Source organism: Bradyrhizobium sp. SRL28 (genome assembly GCF_018596315.1).
Classification (GTDB): Bacteria; Pseudomonadota; Alphaproteobacteria; order Rhizobiales; family Xanthobacteraceae; genus Bradyrhizobium.
Genome location: NZ_JAHEAG010000009.1, coordinates 65,050 through 85,050 on the forward strand (window position 1 = coordinate 65,050; position 20,001 = coordinate 85,050).

General features: G+C 59.4%; 17 protein-coding genes. 10 read left to right on the plus strand and 7 right to left on the minus strand.

Annotated elements, in window-relative coordinates; translation table 11 throughout:
- Window positions 1–123: 123 nt before the first annotated feature.
- The 6 genes from KIP88_RS20050 to KIP88_RS20075 all read right to left on the minus strand — a co-directional run bounded on the left by KIP88_RS20050 (window position 124) and on the right by KIP88_RS20075 (window position 7,563).
- On the minus strand, window positions 124–507 hold the full coding sequence (locus KIP88_RS20050; protein WP_214489816.1) for a response regulator transcription factor: 384 nt from the start codon (window positions 505–507) through the stop codon (window positions 124–126).
- A gap of 168 nt (window positions 508–675) precedes the next feature.
- Window positions 676–1,008 (minus strand): cytochrome c, encoded by a 333-nt coding sequence (locus KIP88_RS20055; protein ID WP_214489675.1) that lies wholly within the window; start codon window positions 1,006–1,008, stop codon window positions 676–678.
- Between the two features lie 13 nt (window positions 1,009–1,021).
- Complete coding sequence (locus KIP88_RS20060; RefSeq protein WP_214489676.1) at window positions 1,022–2,257, minus strand: molybdopterin-dependent oxidoreductase; 1,236 nt, start codon at window positions 2,255–2,257, stop codon at window positions 1,022–1,024.
- 221 nt (window positions 2,258–2,478) lie between these two features.
- Complete coding sequence (locus KIP88_RS20065; protein WP_214489677.1) at window positions 2,479–3,138, minus strand: response regulator transcription factor; 660 nt, start codon at window positions 3,136–3,138, stop codon at window positions 2,479–2,481.
- On the minus strand, window positions 3,135–5,861 hold the full coding sequence (locus KIP88_RS20070) for a PAS domain-containing protein (protein WP_249790890.1): 2,727 nt from the start codon (window positions 5,859–5,861) through the stop codon (window positions 3,135–3,137). The genes KIP88_RS20065 and KIP88_RS20070 overlap by 4 nt, the downstream gene beginning before the upstream one ends.
- 1,453 nt (window positions 5,862–7,314) lie before the next feature.
- A complete protein-coding gene (locus KIP88_RS20075; protein WP_214489679.1) occupies window positions 7,315–7,563 on the minus strand; it encodes a hypothetical protein in 249 nt (82 codons plus the stop codon).
- A 432-nt stretch (window positions 7,564–7,995) separates the two neighbouring features.
- On the opposite strand from KIP88_RS20075, the gene KIP88_RS20080 reads away from it, so the two are divergent.
- The 4 genes from KIP88_RS20080 to hemA all read left to right on the plus strand — a co-directional run bounded on the left by KIP88_RS20080 (window position 7,996) and on the right by hemA (window position 12,432).
- Window positions 7,996–8,655 carry an HD domain-containing protein gene (locus KIP88_RS20080; RefSeq protein WP_214489680.1) on the plus strand — a complete coding sequence of 220 codons (660 nt, stop codon included), beginning with the start codon at window positions 7,996–7,998 and terminating at the stop codon, window positions 8,653–8,655.
- Window positions 8,656–8,772: 117 nt separating this feature from the next.
- Window positions 8,773–10,251, plus strand: a complete 1,479-nt coding sequence (locus KIP88_RS20085; protein WP_214489681.1) for a catalase — start codon at window positions 8,773–8,775, stop codon at window positions 10,249–10,251.
- Between the two features lie 111 nt (window positions 10,252–10,362).
- Window positions 10,363–11,109 (plus strand): MIP/aquaporin family protein, encoded by a 747-nt coding sequence (locus KIP88_RS20090; protein WP_214489682.1) that lies wholly within the window; start codon window positions 10,363–10,365, stop codon window positions 11,107–11,109.
- A gap of 60 nt (window positions 11,110–11,169) precedes the next feature.
- Window positions 11,170–12,432 (plus strand): 5-aminolevulinate synthase, encoded by a 1,263-nt coding sequence (gene hemA, locus KIP88_RS20095; RefSeq protein WP_214489683.1) that lies wholly within the window; start codon window positions 11,170–11,172, stop codon window positions 12,430–12,432.
- 236 nt (window positions 12,433–12,668) lie between these two features.
- On the opposite strand, the gene KIP88_RS20100 is transcribed toward hemA, so the two are convergent.
- Window positions 12,669–12,905 (minus strand): hypothetical protein, encoded by a 237-nt coding sequence (locus KIP88_RS20100; protein WP_214489684.1) that lies wholly within the window; start codon window positions 12,903–12,905, stop codon window positions 12,669–12,671.
- 326 nt (window positions 12,906–13,231) lie between these two features.
- Between KIP88_RS20100 and KIP88_RS20105 the strand changes: the two genes are divergently transcribed.
- From KIP88_RS20105 to KIP88_RS20130, 6 genes are all read left to right on the plus strand, one after another.
- A complete protein-coding gene (locus KIP88_RS20105; RefSeq protein ID WP_214489685.1) occupies window positions 13,232–13,615 on the plus strand; it encodes a YidH family protein in 384 nt (127 codons plus the stop codon).
- Between the two features lie 38 nt (window positions 13,616–13,653).
- Window positions 13,654–14,751 carry a sulfite oxidase gene (locus KIP88_RS20110; protein WP_249790903.1) on the plus strand — a complete coding sequence of 366 codons (1,098 nt, stop codon included), beginning with the start codon at window positions 13,654–13,656 and terminating at the stop codon, window positions 14,749–14,751.
- Window positions 14,752–15,005: 254 nt separating this feature from the next.
- Entirely contained in the window at window positions 15,006–15,215 is a 210-nt protein-coding gene (locus KIP88_RS20115) for a formate dehydrogenase (protein ID WP_214489687.1), read from the plus strand.
- 12 nt (window positions 15,216–15,227) lie between these two features.
- Window positions 15,228–18,182 carry a formate dehydrogenase subunit alpha gene (locus KIP88_RS20120; protein WP_214489688.1) on the plus strand — a complete coding sequence of 985 codons (2,955 nt, stop codon included), beginning with the start codon at window positions 15,228–15,230 and terminating at the stop codon, window positions 18,180–18,182.
- A 12-nt stretch (window positions 18,183–18,194) separates the two neighbouring features.
- Window positions 18,195–18,791, plus strand: coding sequence for a formate dehydrogenase FDH3 subunit beta (gene fdh3B / locus KIP88_RS20125; protein WP_214489689.1), 597 nt, complete (start codon window positions 18,195–18,197; stop codon window positions 18,789–18,791).
- Between the two features lie 57 nt (window positions 18,792–18,848).
- A complete protein-coding gene (locus tag KIP88_RS20130) occupies window positions 18,849–19,868 on the plus strand; it encodes a formate dehydrogenase subunit gamma (RefSeq protein WP_214489690.1) in 1,020 nt (339 codons plus the stop codon).
- Window positions 19,869–20,001: the final 133 nt, after the last annotated feature.

Genomic DNA, 20,001 nt, shown 5'->3' on the forward strand with positions numbered 1-20,001 from the left:
GTAAAGTCGTGTAGGTTTGGGTCGCCCTATACCTTTGTTTGCTATCAAGACGACACCCTCCTGATGCCCTGCTGACGTCGACAAGGCCAGCGGAAGCGTCGTACTCAGGCAGGGCTCAGGATCTCATTTTCCCGCGTCGTCTCGACGTTCGCTCAGGGCAATTTCGATGCAGTTGATCAAGACGGATCCTGCGAAGGGCTTGGCCAGGAAGGAAACAGCTCCGGCCTTCAGCGCTTGCGTGCGGACGCTCTCTTCGGGAAAAGCCGTTATAAAGATAAATGGTGCATTGTAACCGTGGGCGCGCATGTGCGCCAGAAGGTCCAAGCCGCTCATGGCCGGCATCTGGACGTCCGCAATGACACAAGCCGAGTCGTTCAGGCAGCTCGACTGCAAGAACTCCTCAGCCGAGGCAAATGTCTGGACCCGATATCCATGCGAACTTAGAAGATTGTCGGTTGCGACGCGGACGGAAGCGTCGTCATCAACGACCGAAATTAACGAAAGCATGGACAAGGCAAGACTTCCTGAGGCGGGAGCAAGGGCGCTCGCATTAGCACCGCCTCTGCCAAAAGTGGGCCGTCAATCAGGTTTGTGAAGTCATACTTAGGTTTACACACCAAGGACTTGATGCGCAAACACGAACCCGTGTGCCTGTTAAACGAGGTGGGGCCTGGTTTATTTCGCGCCCTTGAGCGTAGTCAAATACTCAACGATCGTCCCAACATCCTCCGGAGCTATCGGAGCCTTATAGTTATTGATCATCTTGTTCACTTCCGCGGTCCAGGCCTGCTTGGACAATGACGGTTGATTCAGCACCATGTCAGCCGAGTGGCAGGCGAGACAATTGTTATTTATCGCATCCGAACCGGAACCGTCAGGGAACATCTTGTCGCTGTCCGGCAGGTCGATCTTCACCGATTTCAGCTCGACTGGTGTAACGGCGCGCGCGACGAGAGGTGTTGACGCGATGCTCAAGAGAACGGCCAGCGACAGCAAGTTGCGAAACATCGTGAACACTCCGTCAAACTGCCATGATATCGGTGGATTCGATGACATTGCGCATGAATCCGGCCGGATTCCAACTTGGCGTGTCTGGTTGCGCGACACCGTTGCTATTCGTGCAGCGGATCAGCACGCTGTATTCACCGGGGGTTGGCAGTGTTATGTGCGTCTGCCACTGCCGAAATCCATATTTGCCTTCGTCCTTCCCCAGTTGAGCCTGATGCCAGCTTTGGCCGCGGTCGATCGAGAAATCGACGCTTGCCACGCCGCAATCGCCCCCGAAAGCAATGCCGCGCAAGAAAGAGGGTGCACCAGCGTTTACCTTACTGCCGGACGCAACATTCGTGACGAAGGATCTCGGCACCATTCGGTTGATCGGAATCATCTTCACGCCTGTTTCACCCGGCTTAATACTCGCATGCTGCGTGTCGGGAATCGTGTAGGCAACTTTTGTCCAGTAATTGGTGTCTGGTTGGTCCAGCACCTCGATATCGTTCAGCATCTTGACCCAATAGGTCGCATACCAGCCCGGCACGACCAGCCGCAGGGGAAATCCGTTCACCAGGGGGAGTTGCTCGCCGTTCATGGCGTAGGCGATCATTACCTCGCCGTCGCGCGCGTGGTCGATGTCCAGCGACTTCATGAAATGCGGCGCATCTGCCACAACGGGCTCATCCAGTCCTTTGAATCGCACCTGCACGGCGCCGGGCTTCACGCCGGCCTTATCCAGCACGTCCTTGAGGCGGACCCCGGTCCAGAGCGCATTACCCATGGCGCCATTCGCCCATTCCCCGCCGGACACGCGGGGCTGGAAAAAGCCTCGCGAGTTGCCGGAACATTGGTTCACCGCGGACAACTGAACGCTCGGCAATCCGTGAAGGATATCATTCAACGACAGCGACAACGTCTTGTTCACATGGCCGCGCACGGACAGGCTGAACTTGTCAATGTCAATCTCGGTCGGAATGAGCGCCCAGTGCCAGCGTACGTAAAACTGATCGTTGGGGGTGAAGACGCCTTTGTCGAAAACCTCAAACGGGGTTTCCAGAAGCGGCGGACGGGTCCGCTGCAGGATCATCGGTCCCTTCTGCGGAAAGGTGGTCGTGATCTCGCGCGCTCCGGGACCACCCGGCAGCGGAAGATCAACCATTCTTTGCGCCCATGCCGGCTTTGTGAGAGCCGCCCCTGTTGCCCCTACCACGGCAAGAAGTCGCCGCCGCGTCACCATGCTACGAAAAGCGCCGTTCTCCGCCATTCAAGCCTCCCTGACTGTCCGCTTTGGCCGCTGGCACGGCCCATCGCCGGCTCAGCACCCCATGCGAGGCTAGTTTGGTCAGGGGCGAACGGCTTGACCTACAAAGATTGATTCGAACGTCGTAATGGTTTGGACTACCCTATACTTCTGTTTGACCATAGGGCTCGTTGCAGACGCGCTCGCTTCTCCAAGTTGTCTCGCCCGATGGCTCCAAAAACGGCCTAGGGCTTGATGCGACCAACCCCGAGCGTTTCGGCCTTTCTTAGCAAATCGGCCAGTGACCTCGCTCCCATCTTCTTCATAATGCGTCCCCGATGGATCTTCACGGTAATCTCGGCCAGCCCGAGTTCGGCGGCTATCTGTTTATTCAAGCGTCCGGACGAAACCCAAGCCAGAACCTCCCGCTCGCGGGGAGTCAGAGTCTCAAGATGCGCTTGCAAATCCGCGACGATCTTGTCGGCTTCGCGCCGCTTCCGATCCCGTTCGATCGCCGTCACCACCGCGTCCAGCATGTCCTGGTCCCGAAACGGCTTGGTCAGGAAATCGACCGCTCCACCCTTCATAGCCCGGACGGACATCGGAATGTCGCCATGACCGGTCATAAAGATGATTGGAATGTGGATGTTCGCCTTGGCTAGTTCGGTTTGAAAGTCCAATCCGCTCAATCCGGGCAACCTAATGTCAAGGACCAGGCAGCTGGCGACGTCCGGAAGCTTGCTATCCAGCATTTCGGCCGCCGAAGCGAACACCTCAACCTTCAAGCCTATCGATTCAAAGAGATTGGTCAGCGCCCTGCGCACCGATGCGTCGTCGTCGATAACAAGGACGATCGACTCCTTGGCGCTAGCGGATCCACGCGATGATTTTGGACGCTCGGTCACAGCGCATCCTCCTGATGCAAGGGCAGAACGAATTGAAAGGTTGCACCCGGCCCCTCATTGCAACAGGCTGACAGCCGTCCCCCGTGAGCTTCCACGATCGAACGACAGATCGAGAGCCCCATACCCAGGCCGCTGGACTTGGTCGTGAAGAAGGCGTTGAAGAGCCGGCTTGCATTTTCGGCGGAGATCCCGACGCCGCAATCCGTTACACTTACGAACACTCGGCGTGTCTCGTCCTGGCCCGATCGGATCACAAGCTCGCGCGGCCGATCCCTGACCGGCTCCATTGCCTCAATGCCGTTCATCATCAGGTTGATAATTACCTGCTGCAGCTGGACCCTATCGCCAAGGATCACGGGTAGAGTCGGCGCCAACTCCTTGCGCAATGATACGCTGTGGTTGCTCAGCTCACGCTGCACCAGCGTGATGACCTCCTTGACGACACTGTTGAGGTCGAGCGACACCTTCTCAATGTCAGTCTTTTTCGCGAGCGCCCGAACACGCCGAATCACCTCGCTTGCGCGGTTGCCGTCGTCAATCACCCATTCCGCCGAGCGGCGCGCGCCGGCCAGATTGGGCGTTTCGTGATCCAGCCAGCGCAGGCAGGCCTCGGCGTTAGCGATGACGGCGGCGAGCGGCTGGTTCACTTCGTGGGCAATGGACGTCGTCAGTTCGCCCAGCGTCGTCACGCGGGTTACATGTGCGAGTTCCGCCTGCGCGCTACGGAGCGCCTCCTCGGCGTGATCTGCTCGGATCGTCGCCGTAATATCCGTACCGGTGCCCCGATAGCCCAGGAAATTGCCGCTTGCGTCAAAAAATGGCTTGCCGCTTGACCGGACATAGACGGGCGATCCACTTGCGCTTACGGCGCGATATACGAAATCACGGAATGGTTGATGTGCGTCGTGCATCGCTCGATGCTGGCGCCATTTTTCGGGCTCCGAGTCGACATCGGCCGCAATATCCCAGCGAGCCAAGCCCGTTATGTGTGAAGGCACGATACCAATAGCACTGACGTGCTCCGATATGCGCGTGACCCGGTGGTCAGGCCCGGTTTCCCAGAGCCAGTCGGAGGCCGTTTCGGCATAATCGCGAAAACGCTGTTGGCTCTCGCGGAGCGCAACCTCAGTCTGCTTGAGGTCCTCGATATCGGTAGCTGAGCCATACCATTTGACAATGTTGCCCGCCTCGTCGCGCAGTGGCTCAGCTTCGAACAAAAACCAGCGATACTCGCCATCGAAGCGCCGGAGCCGAGCTTCTAGCCCGCCTCGGGTCCCGGTCTCTCGTATTGCGGTCCACTTTTGCAACATGCCCTTCTTGTCGTCAGGATGAAAAGCGCGAGGCCAGCCAGTTTCGGCCTGGTCCAGTGACAGGCCGGTATAGTAGAGGGCCGGTTCATTAAGAAAGTCCGGGATTCCTTCCGGTCCGGCGCGCCAGACCAGCGTCGGGATTGTATCGATGACCAGTCGAAGACGATCTTCGGATTTCTTTATTTCGTCAAAAGCCCTTTGCAGTTTCTCCTTTGCCTCGCATTGCTCGGTGACATCTACGTGCGTACCGATGAATTCGACCACGTCACCGTCGCTGTTCACGACAGGGTGTCCGACGGAATGTATGCGCTTTGTCGAGCCATCCGAAAGCGCTACACGAAAGTCAACTTCGAAGTCCGTCTTGTCTCGAATGGCCCGCGGCACCAGTTCAATAATCCGCCGCCTGTCCTCGGGAAAAACACGCTCCTCAAAGGGCTGGGTTGATACGGTGTCACCATCCGAATCGAGATCGAACAGGGGGTAAGCCTCGAGCGACCGATACACGAACTCTCGACGGCGCACATCCCACGCCCAACTGCTTGTGTGACTCAAGCGCTGGGTTTCGGCCAGATAGGTCTCGCTTCGTCGCAGCTTCCGCTCCGCTTCCTTTGCATTCGTCACATCCGTTACCGCCCCAACAAACTTGATGCTCCCCGACGCATCTCTCTCAGCACGAGCTACGGCATGGACGTATTTCACCGAGCCATCAGGCATCGCCAACCGATACTCATGGTCGAAATCGATTCCCTTGCTCGACGCCTGCTGGACGATGTCTTGCACCGCAGCGCGATCGTCCGGATGGGTGCGCTGGAAAACAAACTGCAGGGTCGGTTTTGTCGCCCGATCGCATTGAAATATCCGGAATGTCTGCTCTGACCAGACAATTTCCCCGCTGGCGACATTCCATCCAAAGCTTCCGGTACGGCTCAATCTCTGCGCTTCGGTCAGATACATCTCGCTACGTAGCAGCGCGGCCTCAGTGCGCTTTTGACCTTCGACCGCAGCCTGCAGCTCATCGCTGGCACGTCGGAGATTTTCGGTTGCCTTTCTCTGCGCCGAAATTACGAGCGCAACAAAGAGCAATGCAACGCCAAACAGAATTAGACGGGGCAATTGCGGAGCCGCCACAGCAAACACATTTTGCTTCCAGGCAAACGTATTGATCGGCGGCACCAAATAATAGTGAAAAGCCAAAAGCGCGAGTGTGACCGCCAACAGCGCCGGTCCAAGACCGCCAAGCCATGCGACGACAATAATGGCGCAAAGCAGAATCAACAATGCAGTGGGCTCGGCATGCAGGCGGCTCATGAGTTCCGCAATGATGATCGCTGCGAGGACCGACAAGACCGCCATAGCGTAGGAAGCGATCCCATACGCCTTTTTCCACCCTTGACGGAGATCAGGTTTATTCATCTCCTTGCTCATCCCGATTAAGGCGAGGAGACTTCGAACAGGCGCCGGCTAGCGAAAGCCGAAAGTCGTCTTCTGTGAAATTTCGATCGACCGCGCGAAAGCCATCCAAGCAGCTTGATACTAAGCCGCGAGAAGGCAAAATCCAGCTGTGCCAGCGCAATACTGCCAAGGAAGAACGGCGCGGCTGAATTCTGAAAATTCGTCGTCTGGTCACGGGTCATCGCAGAGCGTCCCGGCCCCCGGTGAAGGCGATTAAAGCACTTTGGAGCAAACTCAGCAATTCTAACTTCGACGGCGCCACAAACCGGGCCCCCGAGGACCGGTCCCACGCCATTCACCGCAGCGCCATTTGCTCGCGGGGTTCATTCCGGCTACGTGATCGCGGCTGGATCCGGATCTTAGGCTTCATCAGCATCCCCCTTCGCAGCCAACGTCCGGGAACATTGGGCAGGGCGACCATTGTAAACCTCAGTATAACCGCTCGATCCCTTTTTGATATCGGATGCTACCCACGTACGATTGGGCGATCGGTCTCAACCCTCCTAGTCTCGCTGCTAATCGCAAGAGCCGATTGCAGGTGACAAGATTGTCCACGATCCCGGCCAAAACGATTGAGCGCAGCCGCAATAAACCATGCGGGCGGAATCATGTACGTGCTCCGCCGGCAAACCACACGTGTGACGGCGAAGCGGTCCGCTGCTTCAGCCCGGGAGGCGGCAGATGAGAGTCAGGCTCTGCGAACGTTGTCCCTATACGCCGCGAGATTTGGCAGGCCACTACGATCCCAAGGGCGACCTTTACGCGTGCGCGAAGTGCGACGGCGGACAAACGGTGAGCACCAACCACTACCCACGCAAGACCGAGAGGAGGCAAGAATGCGCAACAGCCCCCAATATCCTTGGAACGTCCCCGCCAAGCGTTGCGCTGTCTGCGACGGAAAGTTTGGTCTCATCCGCCACTACTCCTGGCGAACCGCTCTCTGCTCAAAAAAGTGCGTTGGCCGCTTCAAGGCTCGTCAAGAGGGCGACCACAGATGGTTGCGTAGACTTCAATCCGCAGCCTGGCAAAGGGTACAATGAACGCCATGCGCCATTGTTTCGACGTTCAGAATTTCGGAGCGAGGAGGTCGCACAATGATTCCCTTATGCAAACTCCTCCTCTGGAGCTGCATCTGTTGCCTGCTAGCGGCGGAGGTCCAAGCCCAGGATGGACAAAGCCAGGCCGGAATTCACCGCCATCCGCCGCAGGATCAGCCCCTGCATGAGAAGTTCTATTCGAAATGGCACATGCCCGATAATCCGTCCGTTAGCTGTTGCAATGAGGCGGACTGCTATCCGACTGAAATCAAGTACGTTGACGGCAAGATCTATGCAAGGCGCAGAGAAGACGGAAAGTACATCTCCGTGCCACCTGAAAAGGTCGAGCGGAACAGGGACAATCCCGATGGCAGAAATCACCTCTGCGCCCCGCCCCCCAATATCTCCCATTCATCCGACACCGTGTTCTGCTTCGCATTGGGGGGCGCGACGTGAGATTCGTATTGATGAATGGCAGGACGCCCTGCCAGAAATCCATCTGTGTGCTGTGCGGCGAGCCAATCGAGGCAAGCTACCTCCGAGAAGTCGGAACGCAGCTGATCTACTGCGATCATGATTGCTACGCCGATCACTGCGCAAGCGCTGCCCAGCTGCTCGAAAATCATGCGAGAGCATCGGCCTTGGGCCAGAATCTGCCGCCAAGGCACTGGGCCGCGGCCGCTGAATGACTTCCGCCATCTGCGGATTACCGCAATTCCGGTCTCATCACAGCAATAGAGGCAAAGTCATTGCGAAGCGGGCGCATACGTTCTCATTCCAACCGCAAACGCAACTCCGTCAACAGATGATGTTGCGAATGCAAAACATCACGCCGCTGCGGCGCCGTGGCGGTGCCGGAATTTCGATGACGCGTAGCACAGGAGCGATCCGTGACCCAACTGCTTAACACTCATTAGCGGGCACCCAATGAACGACAAATGCAAACGACCACCGCTTGCCCATGCATCAGGCACTCCTGTCGCGGACAATTTCAACATCCCGACTGCCGGGCCGCGTCTGGCAATCTTCTCTCAAGATAGGTCGGCAGGAGACTTGCAATGAATGCCGATCTTACCATCAATACCGATCTCGCCGGGGCCACAATTCCCGACAGCAAGCTTGCGCGGGAAATAACGGAGTTGGTGCGGGATACCGAGTCGCCGCTGCTCTTTCACCATTCGAGCCGCGTCTACTACTGGGGCGCGCTGGCGGGCACGCGTCGCCGGCTCAAATTTGATCCCGAACTGCTTTATGCAGGCGCGATGTTCCACGACATGGGGTTGACCCATCAGCACAGCAGCCAAATCGAGCGATTCGAAGTCGACAGCGCGAATGCCGCGCGTGATTTCCTCCGAAGCCACCGCATCGCGCAACAGGATATCGATACCGTCTGGACCGCAATCGCCTTGCACACGACGCCCGGCATCCCGCAGCACATGCACCCGGTCATCGCGCTGGTGACGGCGGGCGTCGAAATGGACGTCCTTGGGCTGGCTTATTTAGAATACAGCGATGCGGAGCGCGCGGCGGTGGTGCATGCACATCCGCGTCCGCCGCATTTCAAGGAGGACATCATCCAGGCCTTCTATGACGGCAACAAGCACAAGCCGGAGACGACCTTCGGCAACGTCAACGCCGACGTGCTCGCGGACAAGGATCCGCACTTCACCCGCGTCAATTTCTGCAGCGTGATCCGAGGATCCGGCTGGCGGGGGTAAGCCCGCTAACCTCAAGTCGAGAAGCACGGCACTGAAGCTGCCATCGGCCGAACAGCAGGGCCGATGTCGGTACCCGCGACCTAATCCAATAGAATCCGACACAATGGAGGACTGATCATGTCTGGCGAGCAAGGCAACACGAACAAGTTTACCAACGCGACTGGAGCCCCGGTTGCTGACAACACCAACATCATGACCGCAGGTCGGCGCGGCCCGGCGCTGCTGCAGGATATCTGGTTGATCGAGAAGCTGGCGCATTTCGACCGCGAGGTGATCCCGGAGCGGCGCATGCACGCCAAGGGTTGGGGCGCCCACGGGACCTTCACTGTCACGCACGACATCACTCGCTACACCAAGGCCAAGGTTTTCTCGAAGATCGGCAAGCAGACGCCGATGTTCGCGCGCATATCGACCGTCGCGGGTGAGCGCGGCGCTGCCGACGCAGAACGCGACATCCGCGGCACCGCCCTCAAGTTCTATACCGAGGACGGTAACTGGGACATCGTCGGCAACAACACGCCGGTGTTCTTTTTCCGCGATCCGCTGCGGTTTCCGGACCTCAACCATGCCATCAAGCGCGACCCGCGTACCGGGCTGCGCAGCGCGGATAACAACTGGGATTTCTGGTCGCTGCTGCCGGAGGCGTTGCACCAGGTCACGATCGTCATGTCCGATCGCGGCATCCCGAAGAGTTTACGCCACATGCACCTGTTCGGCAGCCATACCTTCGCGATGATCAATGCCGCCAATGAGCGCGTCTGGGTCAAGTTTCATTTCCGCTCCCAGCAGGGCATCCAGAACCTCACCGACGCTGAGGCCGCAGCTCTTGTCGCCGCGGATCGCGAAAGCCATGGCCGCGACTTGCTCAATGCGATCGAGGCGCGCGACTTCCCGCGCTGGACGCTTTTCATTCAGGTGATGACCGAGGCTCAGGCGAAAAACCACAGGCACAATCCCTTCGACGTGACCAAGGTGTGGCCGAAAGCGGAGTATCCGCTGATCGAGGTCGGCGTGATGGAACTCAATCGTTACCCGGATAACTTTTTCGCTGAAGTGGAGCAGGCCGCGTTCTCGCCCGCCAACATCGTGCCCGGCATCGGTTTTTCGCCCGACAAAATGCTCCAGGGGCGGCTGTTCTCTTACGGGGACACACAACGCTACCGGCTCGGTATCAACTTCAACCACATTCCGGTCAACGCACCCCAATGCCCGTTCCAAAGCTACCATCGCGACGGCAAGATGCGGACCGACGGCAATCTGGGCAAAACGCTCACCTACAACCCCAACAGCGCGGGACTCTGGGACAACCAGCCGGATTTTGCCGAGCCGCCTCTCGCGCTCGAAGGCGACGCGGCGCACTGGGACCACCGCGTCGACGACGATCATTGGGAACAGCCGGGAAACCTGTTCCGGAACATGACGCCGGCGCAGCAGCAGGCGCTCTTCGAGAACACGGCGCGGGCGATGGGCGACGCAAGCTTACACATCAAGGAACGGCATGTTGCCAATTGCGCCAAGGCTGATCCGGCCTACGGCGCGGGCGTCGCCAAGGCGCTGGGCATCAATTTCAGGCCGCAGACGATCGCCGCGGAGTAGACCCGCCGGCCGGCGGCGCTGACCCGCGCCGTCGGCCTTCCTCACCCAACGTAATGTTCCCCGGCGAAACGTGATCGCGTCGAGCCGTCAATCTCATCTCTGGAGAGAACGATGTCCAACCGGATCGCACCAAAACTCCTTGCAGAGTTCATCGGCACCTTCGCATTCGTATTCATTGGCGCCGGCGCCGCGGCCGTGGTCGGCGACGGTGTCGGCCTGCCCGGTATCGCCGCGATTGCCGTCGCCCATGGCCTGACCATCATGGTCTTCGCTTTCGCTTACGGTTCCATTTCGGGCGGGCACATGAATCCCGCAGTTACCGTCGGCGTGTTCGCCGCCGGCGCGATGGGTTTCGGCGAGGCGATCGGCTACATCGCCAGCCAACTCATTGGCGGCATCGCAGGCGCACTCTTCCTGTCGGCCATACTGGGAGGCGCCGCGACCGGCCTTGGCACGCCTGCACTCGCGCACAATCTCGCTCTCGGCGCCACGTCGCTCACGATCACGCCCGCGGCCGGCTTCATGATCGAGGCGGTGCTCGCGTTTTTCCTGGTGACAGTCGTACTCAGCACGGCAGTTGCGGGTCGCGCCGGCAATCTCGCGCCGCTTGCGATCGGGATGACGCTGACCCTCAACATCATCATGGGTGGGGCCCTCACCGGTGCCGCGTTCAATCCGGCGCGAGCGGTTGGCCCGATGGTCGCGACAGGCAATTTCAGCGACGCCTGGTTGTACCTGACAGCCCCGATCGTTGGCGCCATCATCGCTGCCATTCTGCACACGGCCCTCGCCCGGCTCGCCCAGGAGCGAATGGCAGCGCCCGCGCCGGGCAGCGCCGCCGCGACGCCCGCCGAATGAGTCCCATTCGCTCGCCGCACGCAACCTAGCAAACGACCTACCAACAAGGAAATCTCAGGAATGTTCGACTACAACGGGAGTTTTCAATTTGCCATTGCTGCTCTGAAACGTGAGCGCCGTTATCGCGTCTTCGCCGACCTGGAGCGCAAAGTGGGACAGTTCCCCCACGCCCTTTGGAACAGCCCGAGCGGGAAACGGGACGTCGTTGTCTGGTGCTCGAACGATTATCTCGGGATGGGCCAACACCCCGAGGTGATCGAAGCGATGTGTTCCGCCGCGCGCACGATGGGTGCAGGCGCAGGCGGCACGCGCAACATCTCGGGCACCAATCGGGCGCTGGTGGAGCTGGAGGCCGAGCTCGCGGACCTGCATGGCAAGCAGGCGGCGCTCGTCTTCACATCGGGCTACGTGTCCAACCATACGGGTATCGCGACAATTGCCAGGCTCCTTCCCGATTGCCTGATCCTGTCCGATGCACTCAACCATAATTCGATCGTCGAAGGCGTGCGTGCCGCCGGCAGTGCCAAGCAGATCTGGCGCCATAACGATACTCAGCACCTGGAGGAGTTACTGTCGCGCGCAGCGCCCGGCCGCCCGAAGCTGATCGTGTTCGAGAGCGTCTATTCGATGGATGGCGACGTCGCTCCACTCGAAGCGATCTGCGAACTAGCGGAACGCTATAACGCGATGACCTATCTCGACGAGGTGCACGCTGTTGGCATGTACGGGCCACGCGGCGCCGGCATCGCCGAACGGGACGGAGTGATGGAGCGCATCGACGTCATAGAGGGAACGCTTGCCAAGGCCTTCGGCGCGCTGGGCGGCTATATCGCCGGCACGAGCGATGTAGTGGACGCCGTCCGATCCCATGCTCCTGGATTTATCTTCACGACGGCCTTGCCTCCCGCAGTAGCTGCGGCCGCGACAGCTTCGATCGCCCATCTCAAGGCATCGGGTGCAGAGCGTGCGGGCCAGCGCGCCGCGGTGGCAGCAACCAAGGCGGCACTACGGAAAGCCGGCCTGCCGGTGCTAGCGGCGGAGACGCACATCATTCCGGTCATGGTCGGGGATCCCGACCTGTGCAAGCAGGCGAGCGACCTCCTCCTTGACCGGCACGGCATCTACATCCAGCCGATCAATTATCCGACGGTTCCCCGCGGCACCGAGCGATTGCGGATTACCCCCACCCCGGCACATGACGCCCGGCTGATCGCACGGTTGGCTGACGCCCTGATTGCGGTATGGCAGGAGCTCGATCTTCCGCTCGGAAGAGATCAGCAGCCGATCGAGCAGCGTATGCAGACGATCGCGGCTGGCGGCTAGCCAGCCTCGCTGTTTACTTGACCCATTGCATTTTTGGTGAGCAGTGCGCCGCGCTGTGTGATGCCTTGGTCGTCTATTTCCGGATCTAGCCAACTATCCGTGCGATAGCGTGTGTCCTGCTCGGCCGCGAATTACCGGAATGACCGCGGCGAAACTGCCGAAGCAGTTTCGCCTTTGTAAGATGGTCACCTTCCCAGGAAGGCTGCTTGGGTAGTCATGCAATGCGGTGACTTTTCTTAATAGTGCCCGCTGGTGCCGGGCGACGAGCCGCCGAACTGCGAGTCGCCGGTGCCGCTCAACGTCGTCGGACCGTCGGGATTGCCGTTCGGATTGCCGTAGTTCGGATGCAGATGGACCGCGCCGACAGCAACGCGGTCGGTCCTCGGGACCGACTTGTGATGAACTGTGTTCGCAAGGGCGGCCGTACCTGAAAGCGCGAGCGCAGAGGCTAGTGCGATTGCGGGAAGTTTCATGGTTGTGTCCTTCGTGTAGAAGCCCCTCTTCACGTAGATAAGAGACGATCTCATTCGTCCCATTAAATTCTTCTTCAAGCACGCGATAGAAGCCGCCAGGCCGCTCGCATGAGCTCACGCGGAGCCCAGCTAGTGCTGAGGTGACAAATATTCGACGATCGCACCGACGTCTTCGGAGGCTTGGTAGGCCCTGATAATCTTGCTGACTTCCGCGTGCCGGTTTGCTTTGACATAAAACGGGATTTGAAGCGCCGAGAAGAATAAATCCCTTTTTAATGGATTTGGCTGGCGCCGCGCCTCATGATTGTAAAGAGACGAGAGATGCAATGATCGCGAACTACACCGACCACGCGGCGAACGAGCGAACCTTTCTTGCCTGGATACGGACCGGCTTGGCCGTGACCGCATTTGGATTCTTTCTCGTCAAGCTGAACCTCCTCGTTGCGGTGGCGGGCGGCGGGAGCTCACCCCATCTTTCGGTCGAAGGCGGCGAGCCGTTAGTCGCGGCCGCGGCGCGCTATGCCGGACTGGCGTTGGTGGTGACAGGAATCGCCATTATCGCACGAAGCGGCGCCGGGTTTGAGCGCACGCGCCGCGCAATCGATCGCGATGAGGTCATACACATCCCGCGGACCCGGGCGGAATCGCTACTTTCCGCGGCCGTGACCGTCGCCGTGGTTATTTTCTGCATCTATCTCGCGAAGCTTTGACGTTTACGACGCGCAATCCAAAGGAGAACGCCGTGGATATGAGAAACGACAATTGGTCCGGTACAGCCGTGCACCCCGTTGGCCTGATCATTCGGCAAAAAGGCCCGAACAATCTCGAAATGCCGTTCGATCAGCTTGGCGATTTCATCACGCCGACCGAGTTGTTCTACATACGCAGCCATTTCCCCACGCCGGAGCTGGATCCTGTCACCTATCGACTGTCGGTAGGCGGTGCGGTGCGCAGAGAGCTAAGACTGAGCTACGCGGATATCCGCGCCATGCCATCGCGGACATGTATCGCCACGCTGGAATGCGCAGGCAATAGCCGGGTTTTCCTGGTGCCGCCGGTGCCGGGCGCACAATGGGAACTCGGTGCGGTCGGCAATGCAGAATGGACTGGTGTTCCGCTCTCCGTGCTTTTAGAACGCGCCGGATTAGCGGACGATGTTTGCGAACTAGTGCTTGAAGGCGCCGATCGCGGCATACCCAAGGAAGAGCCAAAGCCGCCGGGCCCGATCTCATATGCCCGCAGCATCCCAAGGGCGCGGGCGATGGAGTCCGATGTGCTGATCGCCTACCAGATGAACGGGCGGGATCTGACGCCTGATCATGGCTATCCATTACGCGCCATAGTGCCGGGACATTACGGCATGGCGTCGGTAAAATGGCTGACCAACATTGTGGCGACTACACAGCCGTTCCAGGGCTACTGGCAGACGTCCGATTATGGCTATTGGGACGATTCCGCTGGAGTACCGGTTCGCCGGCCACTCGCGGAGATGAAACTGAAGTCTCAGATCGCACGCCCCCGTGTGTACGAGACGCTCGAACCCAATCGTCCCTACACCGTTTTCGGTGCCGCCTGGGCGGGAGACACCGATGTCACCGAGATTTGGATCAGCGATGATGGCGGCGCGTCATGGGTTCAAGGCGAGTTCCTCGACCCGATAAACCGGCACGCATGGCGCCGCTGGAAGTACGATTGGATCACTCCGGCACAACCGGGCCGCTATACGCTGTTGGCGTGCGCGACGGGAGCAGACCAACGTGCCCAGCCGGACGATCATAATCCGAATTTCGGCAGCTATGTGATTGATCACCCGCTTCCGATCGAGGTCTTTGTAGGTGCGCTTTGAACTGCAGCGTTCGTGCCGGCCTACCGCCGTCCCGTTGGGCTTTCGTGGATCTCTCACGCGTCGCGCGCCTAGAATCGCCATGGCGCGCCTATCCGGCGATGGTCACCATAAATCCTTTTTTAATCGAATTCCCGTGCGGGGGAGAGCATCTTGCTCGGGTAGAGGCGTGTTGCCTTGCTTGACGCATCCCCTCACTAAATGCGTGCCGCTACCAAACGTGTGCCGACATAGCGGCTGATGACCGGAGAGTTTGGATGGCAGAGCGGCTCAAAGCAACAATCGGGCGACGTCAGCTACTGCGCACCGGGATGCTCGGCTTTATCGCCACGGCCACCGGTGCTCTGGAGAGCGGCACCGCAGCCGCTGACACCGAAACCAGGGACGGGAAACGCAGGGCTCGCTTCCAGGCGAACGCGGCCGAAGTTCAAACCTTCTATCGGGTCAACCGCTATCCGAAGCGTTGAGGGGATTTTCCCATGCTGATCAAGCGCTCAGAGCGTCAATCGCGCCGAGGCAAAGTTGCCTCAGAGTTGGCCGACCAATCGGGTGACAACCTTAGTCGTCGCTCGTTCCTGCGCCGCTCAGGTCTCGCCGCTGGAAGCCTGGCTGCGCTGGGCAGCCTACCACTTGCCAGCATACGGCAAGCGGAGGCCGGTCCCCCGCCGCCCCCCGGCGCAACCGTCACAACCCGAAAGAATTTCTGTACCCATTGCTCGGTGGGTTGCTCGGTCATCGCCGAAGTCGCGAACGGCGTCTGGATCGGCCAGGAGCCGGACTATGACAGCCCGATCAATCGCGGCTCACATTGCTGCAAAGGCGCGGCAGTCCGCGACGACGTGCTCAGCGACCGCCGCTTGCGCTACCCGCAAAAGCTGGTGGACGGCCAATGGAAACGGCTCTCCTGGGATCAGGCCATCGATGAGATCGGCGACAAGCTTCTGGAAATCCGGCAGAAATCGGGGCCGGATTCGGTCTATTGGCTTGGTTCGGCCAAGTTCACCAACGAAGCGGCCTACCTCAACCGCAAGCTCGCCGCGTTCTGGGGAACGAACAATTCCGATCACCAGGCGCGCATCTGTCACTCCACAACCGTAACCGGAGTCGCCAATACCTGGGGCTACGGTGCGATGACCAACAGCTACAACGACATTCGCAACTCCAAGACCATTCTGCTGATGGGCGGTAACCCGGCCGAGGCGCATCCGGTTTCGTTGCAGCACATTCTTGAGGGCAAGGAACTCAACCGCGCGAATTTCATCGTCGTCGACCCCCGGATGACTCGAACTGCGGCGCATGCGACCGAATATGTCCGAGTGCGGCCCGGAGTTCACATCCCCACCATCTATGGAATGCTCTGGCACATCTTCGAGAACGGCTGGGAGGACAAGCAATTCATCCAGCAGCGAGTGTACGGGATCGAGGACATACGCAAGGAAGTCGCGAAATGGACGCCTGACGAGGTTGAGCGTGTCACTGGGTTGCCTGAAGCCCAAGTCAAGCATATCGCCAAAGTTTTCTCCCACGAGAAGCCTGCAACACTCATCTGGGCGATGGGACAGACGCAATTCTCCACGGGTACTGCAAATGTCCGGGCGAGTTGCATCCTGCTGCTCGCCACCGGCAATGTGGGCCATGCCGGCGGAGGAGCCAATATTTTCCGCGGCCACACCAATGTGCAAGGTGCCACCGATCTCGGCCTCGATGTGACGACGCTGCCTCTCTATTACGGTCTTTCCGAAGAGGCGTGGCAGCATTGGTGCCGGGTGTGGGAGGTCGACATCGACTGGATGCGCTCGCGCTTCGCTGACAAGACTCTGATGGAAAGCCCCGGCATCCCCAGCACACGCTGGTTTGATGCCACGTTGCTGCCGAGGGATCAGGTCAGCCAGCCGTATACGGTGCAGGCTATGTTCATCATGGGGCATGGCGTCAATACCATCACCCGCATGCCTGAAGCCAAGCGAGGGATCGAGAAACTCGAGTTGCTGGTCGTCTGCGATCCCTATCCCACTGCATGGTCGGTGCTCTCGGATCGCAAGGATGGCATCTATCTTCTGCCGGCCTGCACGAGTTTCGAGATGGATGGCTCGCGCACCGCATCGAACCGCTCTCTGCAGTGGGGCGAGAAAATCGTGGACCCCGTCTTCGAATCCAAGAACGACTACGACACGATGTACATGCTGGCCCGCAAATTCGGTTTCGCCGACAAGATGTTCAAGAACATCAAGGTGGAGAACGGTGCGGTATCGGCCGAGGACATTCTGCGCGAGATCAATCGTGGCGGGTGGTCGACCGGATACTGCGGCCAGTCGCCCGAGCGCCTCAAGGCGCACATGAAGAATCAGGCAAAATTCGATCTGGTCACCTTGCGGGCACCTAAAGACGATCCCGACGTCGGCGGCGACTATTACGGGCTGCCGTGGCCATGCTGGGGAACGCCAGAATTCAGGCACCCCGGATCATCGATACTCTACAACACCAATCTGCCAGTCAAGGAAGGTGGCGGGACCTTCCGCGCCCGTTTCGGCGTTGAGCGCGTCGTCAAGCGCAAGGTCATGGAGAATGGGCAGGAGGTTGAAAAGGAAGAGCACGATAATCTGCTCTCCGAAGGGTCCTACTCGGTCGGCTCGGAAATCAAGGATGGCTATCCTGAATTCACGCTCGGTGTCCTCAAGCGGCTCGGCTGGGACAAGGACCTCACCGCCTCGGAGATGGAAATCATCCGGAAGGTGAACGAGGGCAATCCCGATACTGTTTCATGGTCGCTGGATCTTTCCGGGGGTATCCAGCGCGTGGCCATCGAGCATGGTTGCATCCCCTATGGCAATGGCAAGGCGCGGATGGTTGCCTGGAACCTGCCGGATCCGATCCCGGTGCATCGCGAAGTCATTTACACCTCGCGGCCCGATCTCGTCGGCAAATATCCGACCCTTCCGGATGCCCGACAGTTTCGCGTACCCAATATCGGTTTCACCGTCCAAAAGTCCGCTGTCGACAGGGTCATCGTCAAGCAATTCCCGCTCATTCTCAGTTCCGGCCGGCTGGTCGAATATGAAGGCGGCGGCGAGGAGACGCGCTCTAACAAGTGGCTCGCCGAATTGAAGCAGGACATGTACGTCGAGATCAATCCGGCGGACGCCGCCGAACGCGGCATCAAGGACGGCGGCTGGGTCTGGGTCACCGGGGCCGAGAGCAATTCCAGGACGCGCGTAAAGGCGTTCGTGACCGAGCGTGTCGGCAAGGGTGTCGCCTGGATGCCCTACCACTTCGCCGGCTGGTACGAAGGCGCCGATCTGCGAAGCAAGTATCCGAAAGGGCGTGACCCGATCGTGCTTGGCGAGAGTGTCAACACGCTAACGACCTATGGCTACGATCCCGCGACCGGCATGCAGGAACCCAAGGCAGCGCTTTGTCAGATTCGAGCGGCATGAGGGAGATCGGTCATGGCTCGCGTCAAATTTCTTTGTGATGCCGACCGTTGCATCGAGTGCAACGCCTGCGTGACGGCCTGCAAGAACGAACACGAAGTGCCGTGGGGCATCAACCGCCGCCGCGTCGTCACCATCAATGACGGCAAGCCCGGCGAACGCTCGGTCTCCATGGCCTGCATGCATTGCACCGACGCGCCGTGTGCTGCGGTGTGCCCGGTGTCGTGCTTCTACACCACCGCCGATGGCGTGGTGCTGCACTCCAAGGATCTGTGCATCGGCTGCGGTTACTGCTTCTACGCCTGTCCGTTCGGCGCGCCGCAATATCCGAAGGTCGGCAACTTCGGATCGCGCGGCAAGATGGACAAGTGCACCTATTGTGCAGGCGGCCCGGAAGCCGACTCGACGCCGGCCGAATACGCCAAATACGGCGCCAACCGCCTCGCCCAGGGCAAGCTGCCGATTTGCGCCGAGATGTGCTCGACCAAATCGCTGCTGGCCGGTGACGGCGCGATCATTGCCGAGATCTACAAGGAGCGCGTGATGAAGCGCGGATACGGTTCGGGCGCATGGGGTTGGACCACCGCCTATCACGAAGGCATCGCTGTCTGATTGACTATTGGTAGCGCTGCCGCAGGACCGGCATTGGCGAACCACGGGAGAATGATTATGACGACGTCCCCTTCGCACATTCGCTCTATCATCTTTGCGTTGGCAATTCTGATTGCGATGCCGGCGATGCCGGTACTCGCACAGCAACTTGGCCCGGACGGCGCGCCTAATCCAACTGCGAGCGTCGTGCCCGAGCAGAAACTGCTTCAGCAATCGCCCCGCATTGAGGGGCGGATCGATATTCCAAGCGAAAGGGCTCGAGTCCTCATGCAACCCGCTGGGCGGCAATGGGATCATTTCCATGAAATCACATTGCACTGGGTCGGCGCGATCGTGATCCTTGGCATGATCGCGCTATTGGGCGCCGCCTATCTGATCATAGGGCGTCTACGGATTTCGAAGGGACGTTGTGGGCATAAGGTACTGCGGTTTAGCTCCTTCGAGCGCTTCTCACATTGGCTGACCGCAGCGTCGTTCGTGGTCCTCGGCTTGACCGGGTTGAACATTACGTTCGGCAAGATCGTGCTGCTCCCAATATTCGGGCCTGAAGCGTTTAGCAGCATGTCAGAAGCTGCCAAGTACGTGCACAATTACGTCAGCGCCGCCTTCGTCATCGGTCTCGTGCTTATTGTCGCGCTCTGGATAAAGGACAACCTCCCGCGGAAGGCCGACATTGACTGGATCAAGCAGGGGGGCGGCTTCATCAAATCGAAGCATGCGCCGTCGGGGCGTTTCAATGCCGGCGAAAAGCTGGTGTTTTGGTTTGCGCTTGGCGCTGGCGCTGCGGTCATTATTTCCGGTTGTCTACTGATTTTCCCGTTCTATGTGACTGATATCGCGGGGATGCAGATCGCACAGGTCGTGCATGCCGTGATCGCCGTGCTGTTCATTGCGGTTATCATCGCCCACATCTACATCGGCACGCTCGGTATGGAGGGCGCCTTCGAGGCGATGGCCACCGGCGAGGTCGATCTCAACTGGGCGAAGGAGCATCACGACCTCTGGCTCGAAGAACAACTGGCCAAGGAGCGTCTCGCTGCTCGATCCGGACAATCATCAGCAGTTCCGGCGGAATGAACCCGCCGCTGACGATACTCCTTTGCCGCCAATGACGGATTGTTCCATGGCTTTGACCCGTAAACGAAGATCTCCGCCCAGCCCGCAGAGCGCATGTCGTCCCGAGGTCGACCAGATCAGCGATGGAAATCAA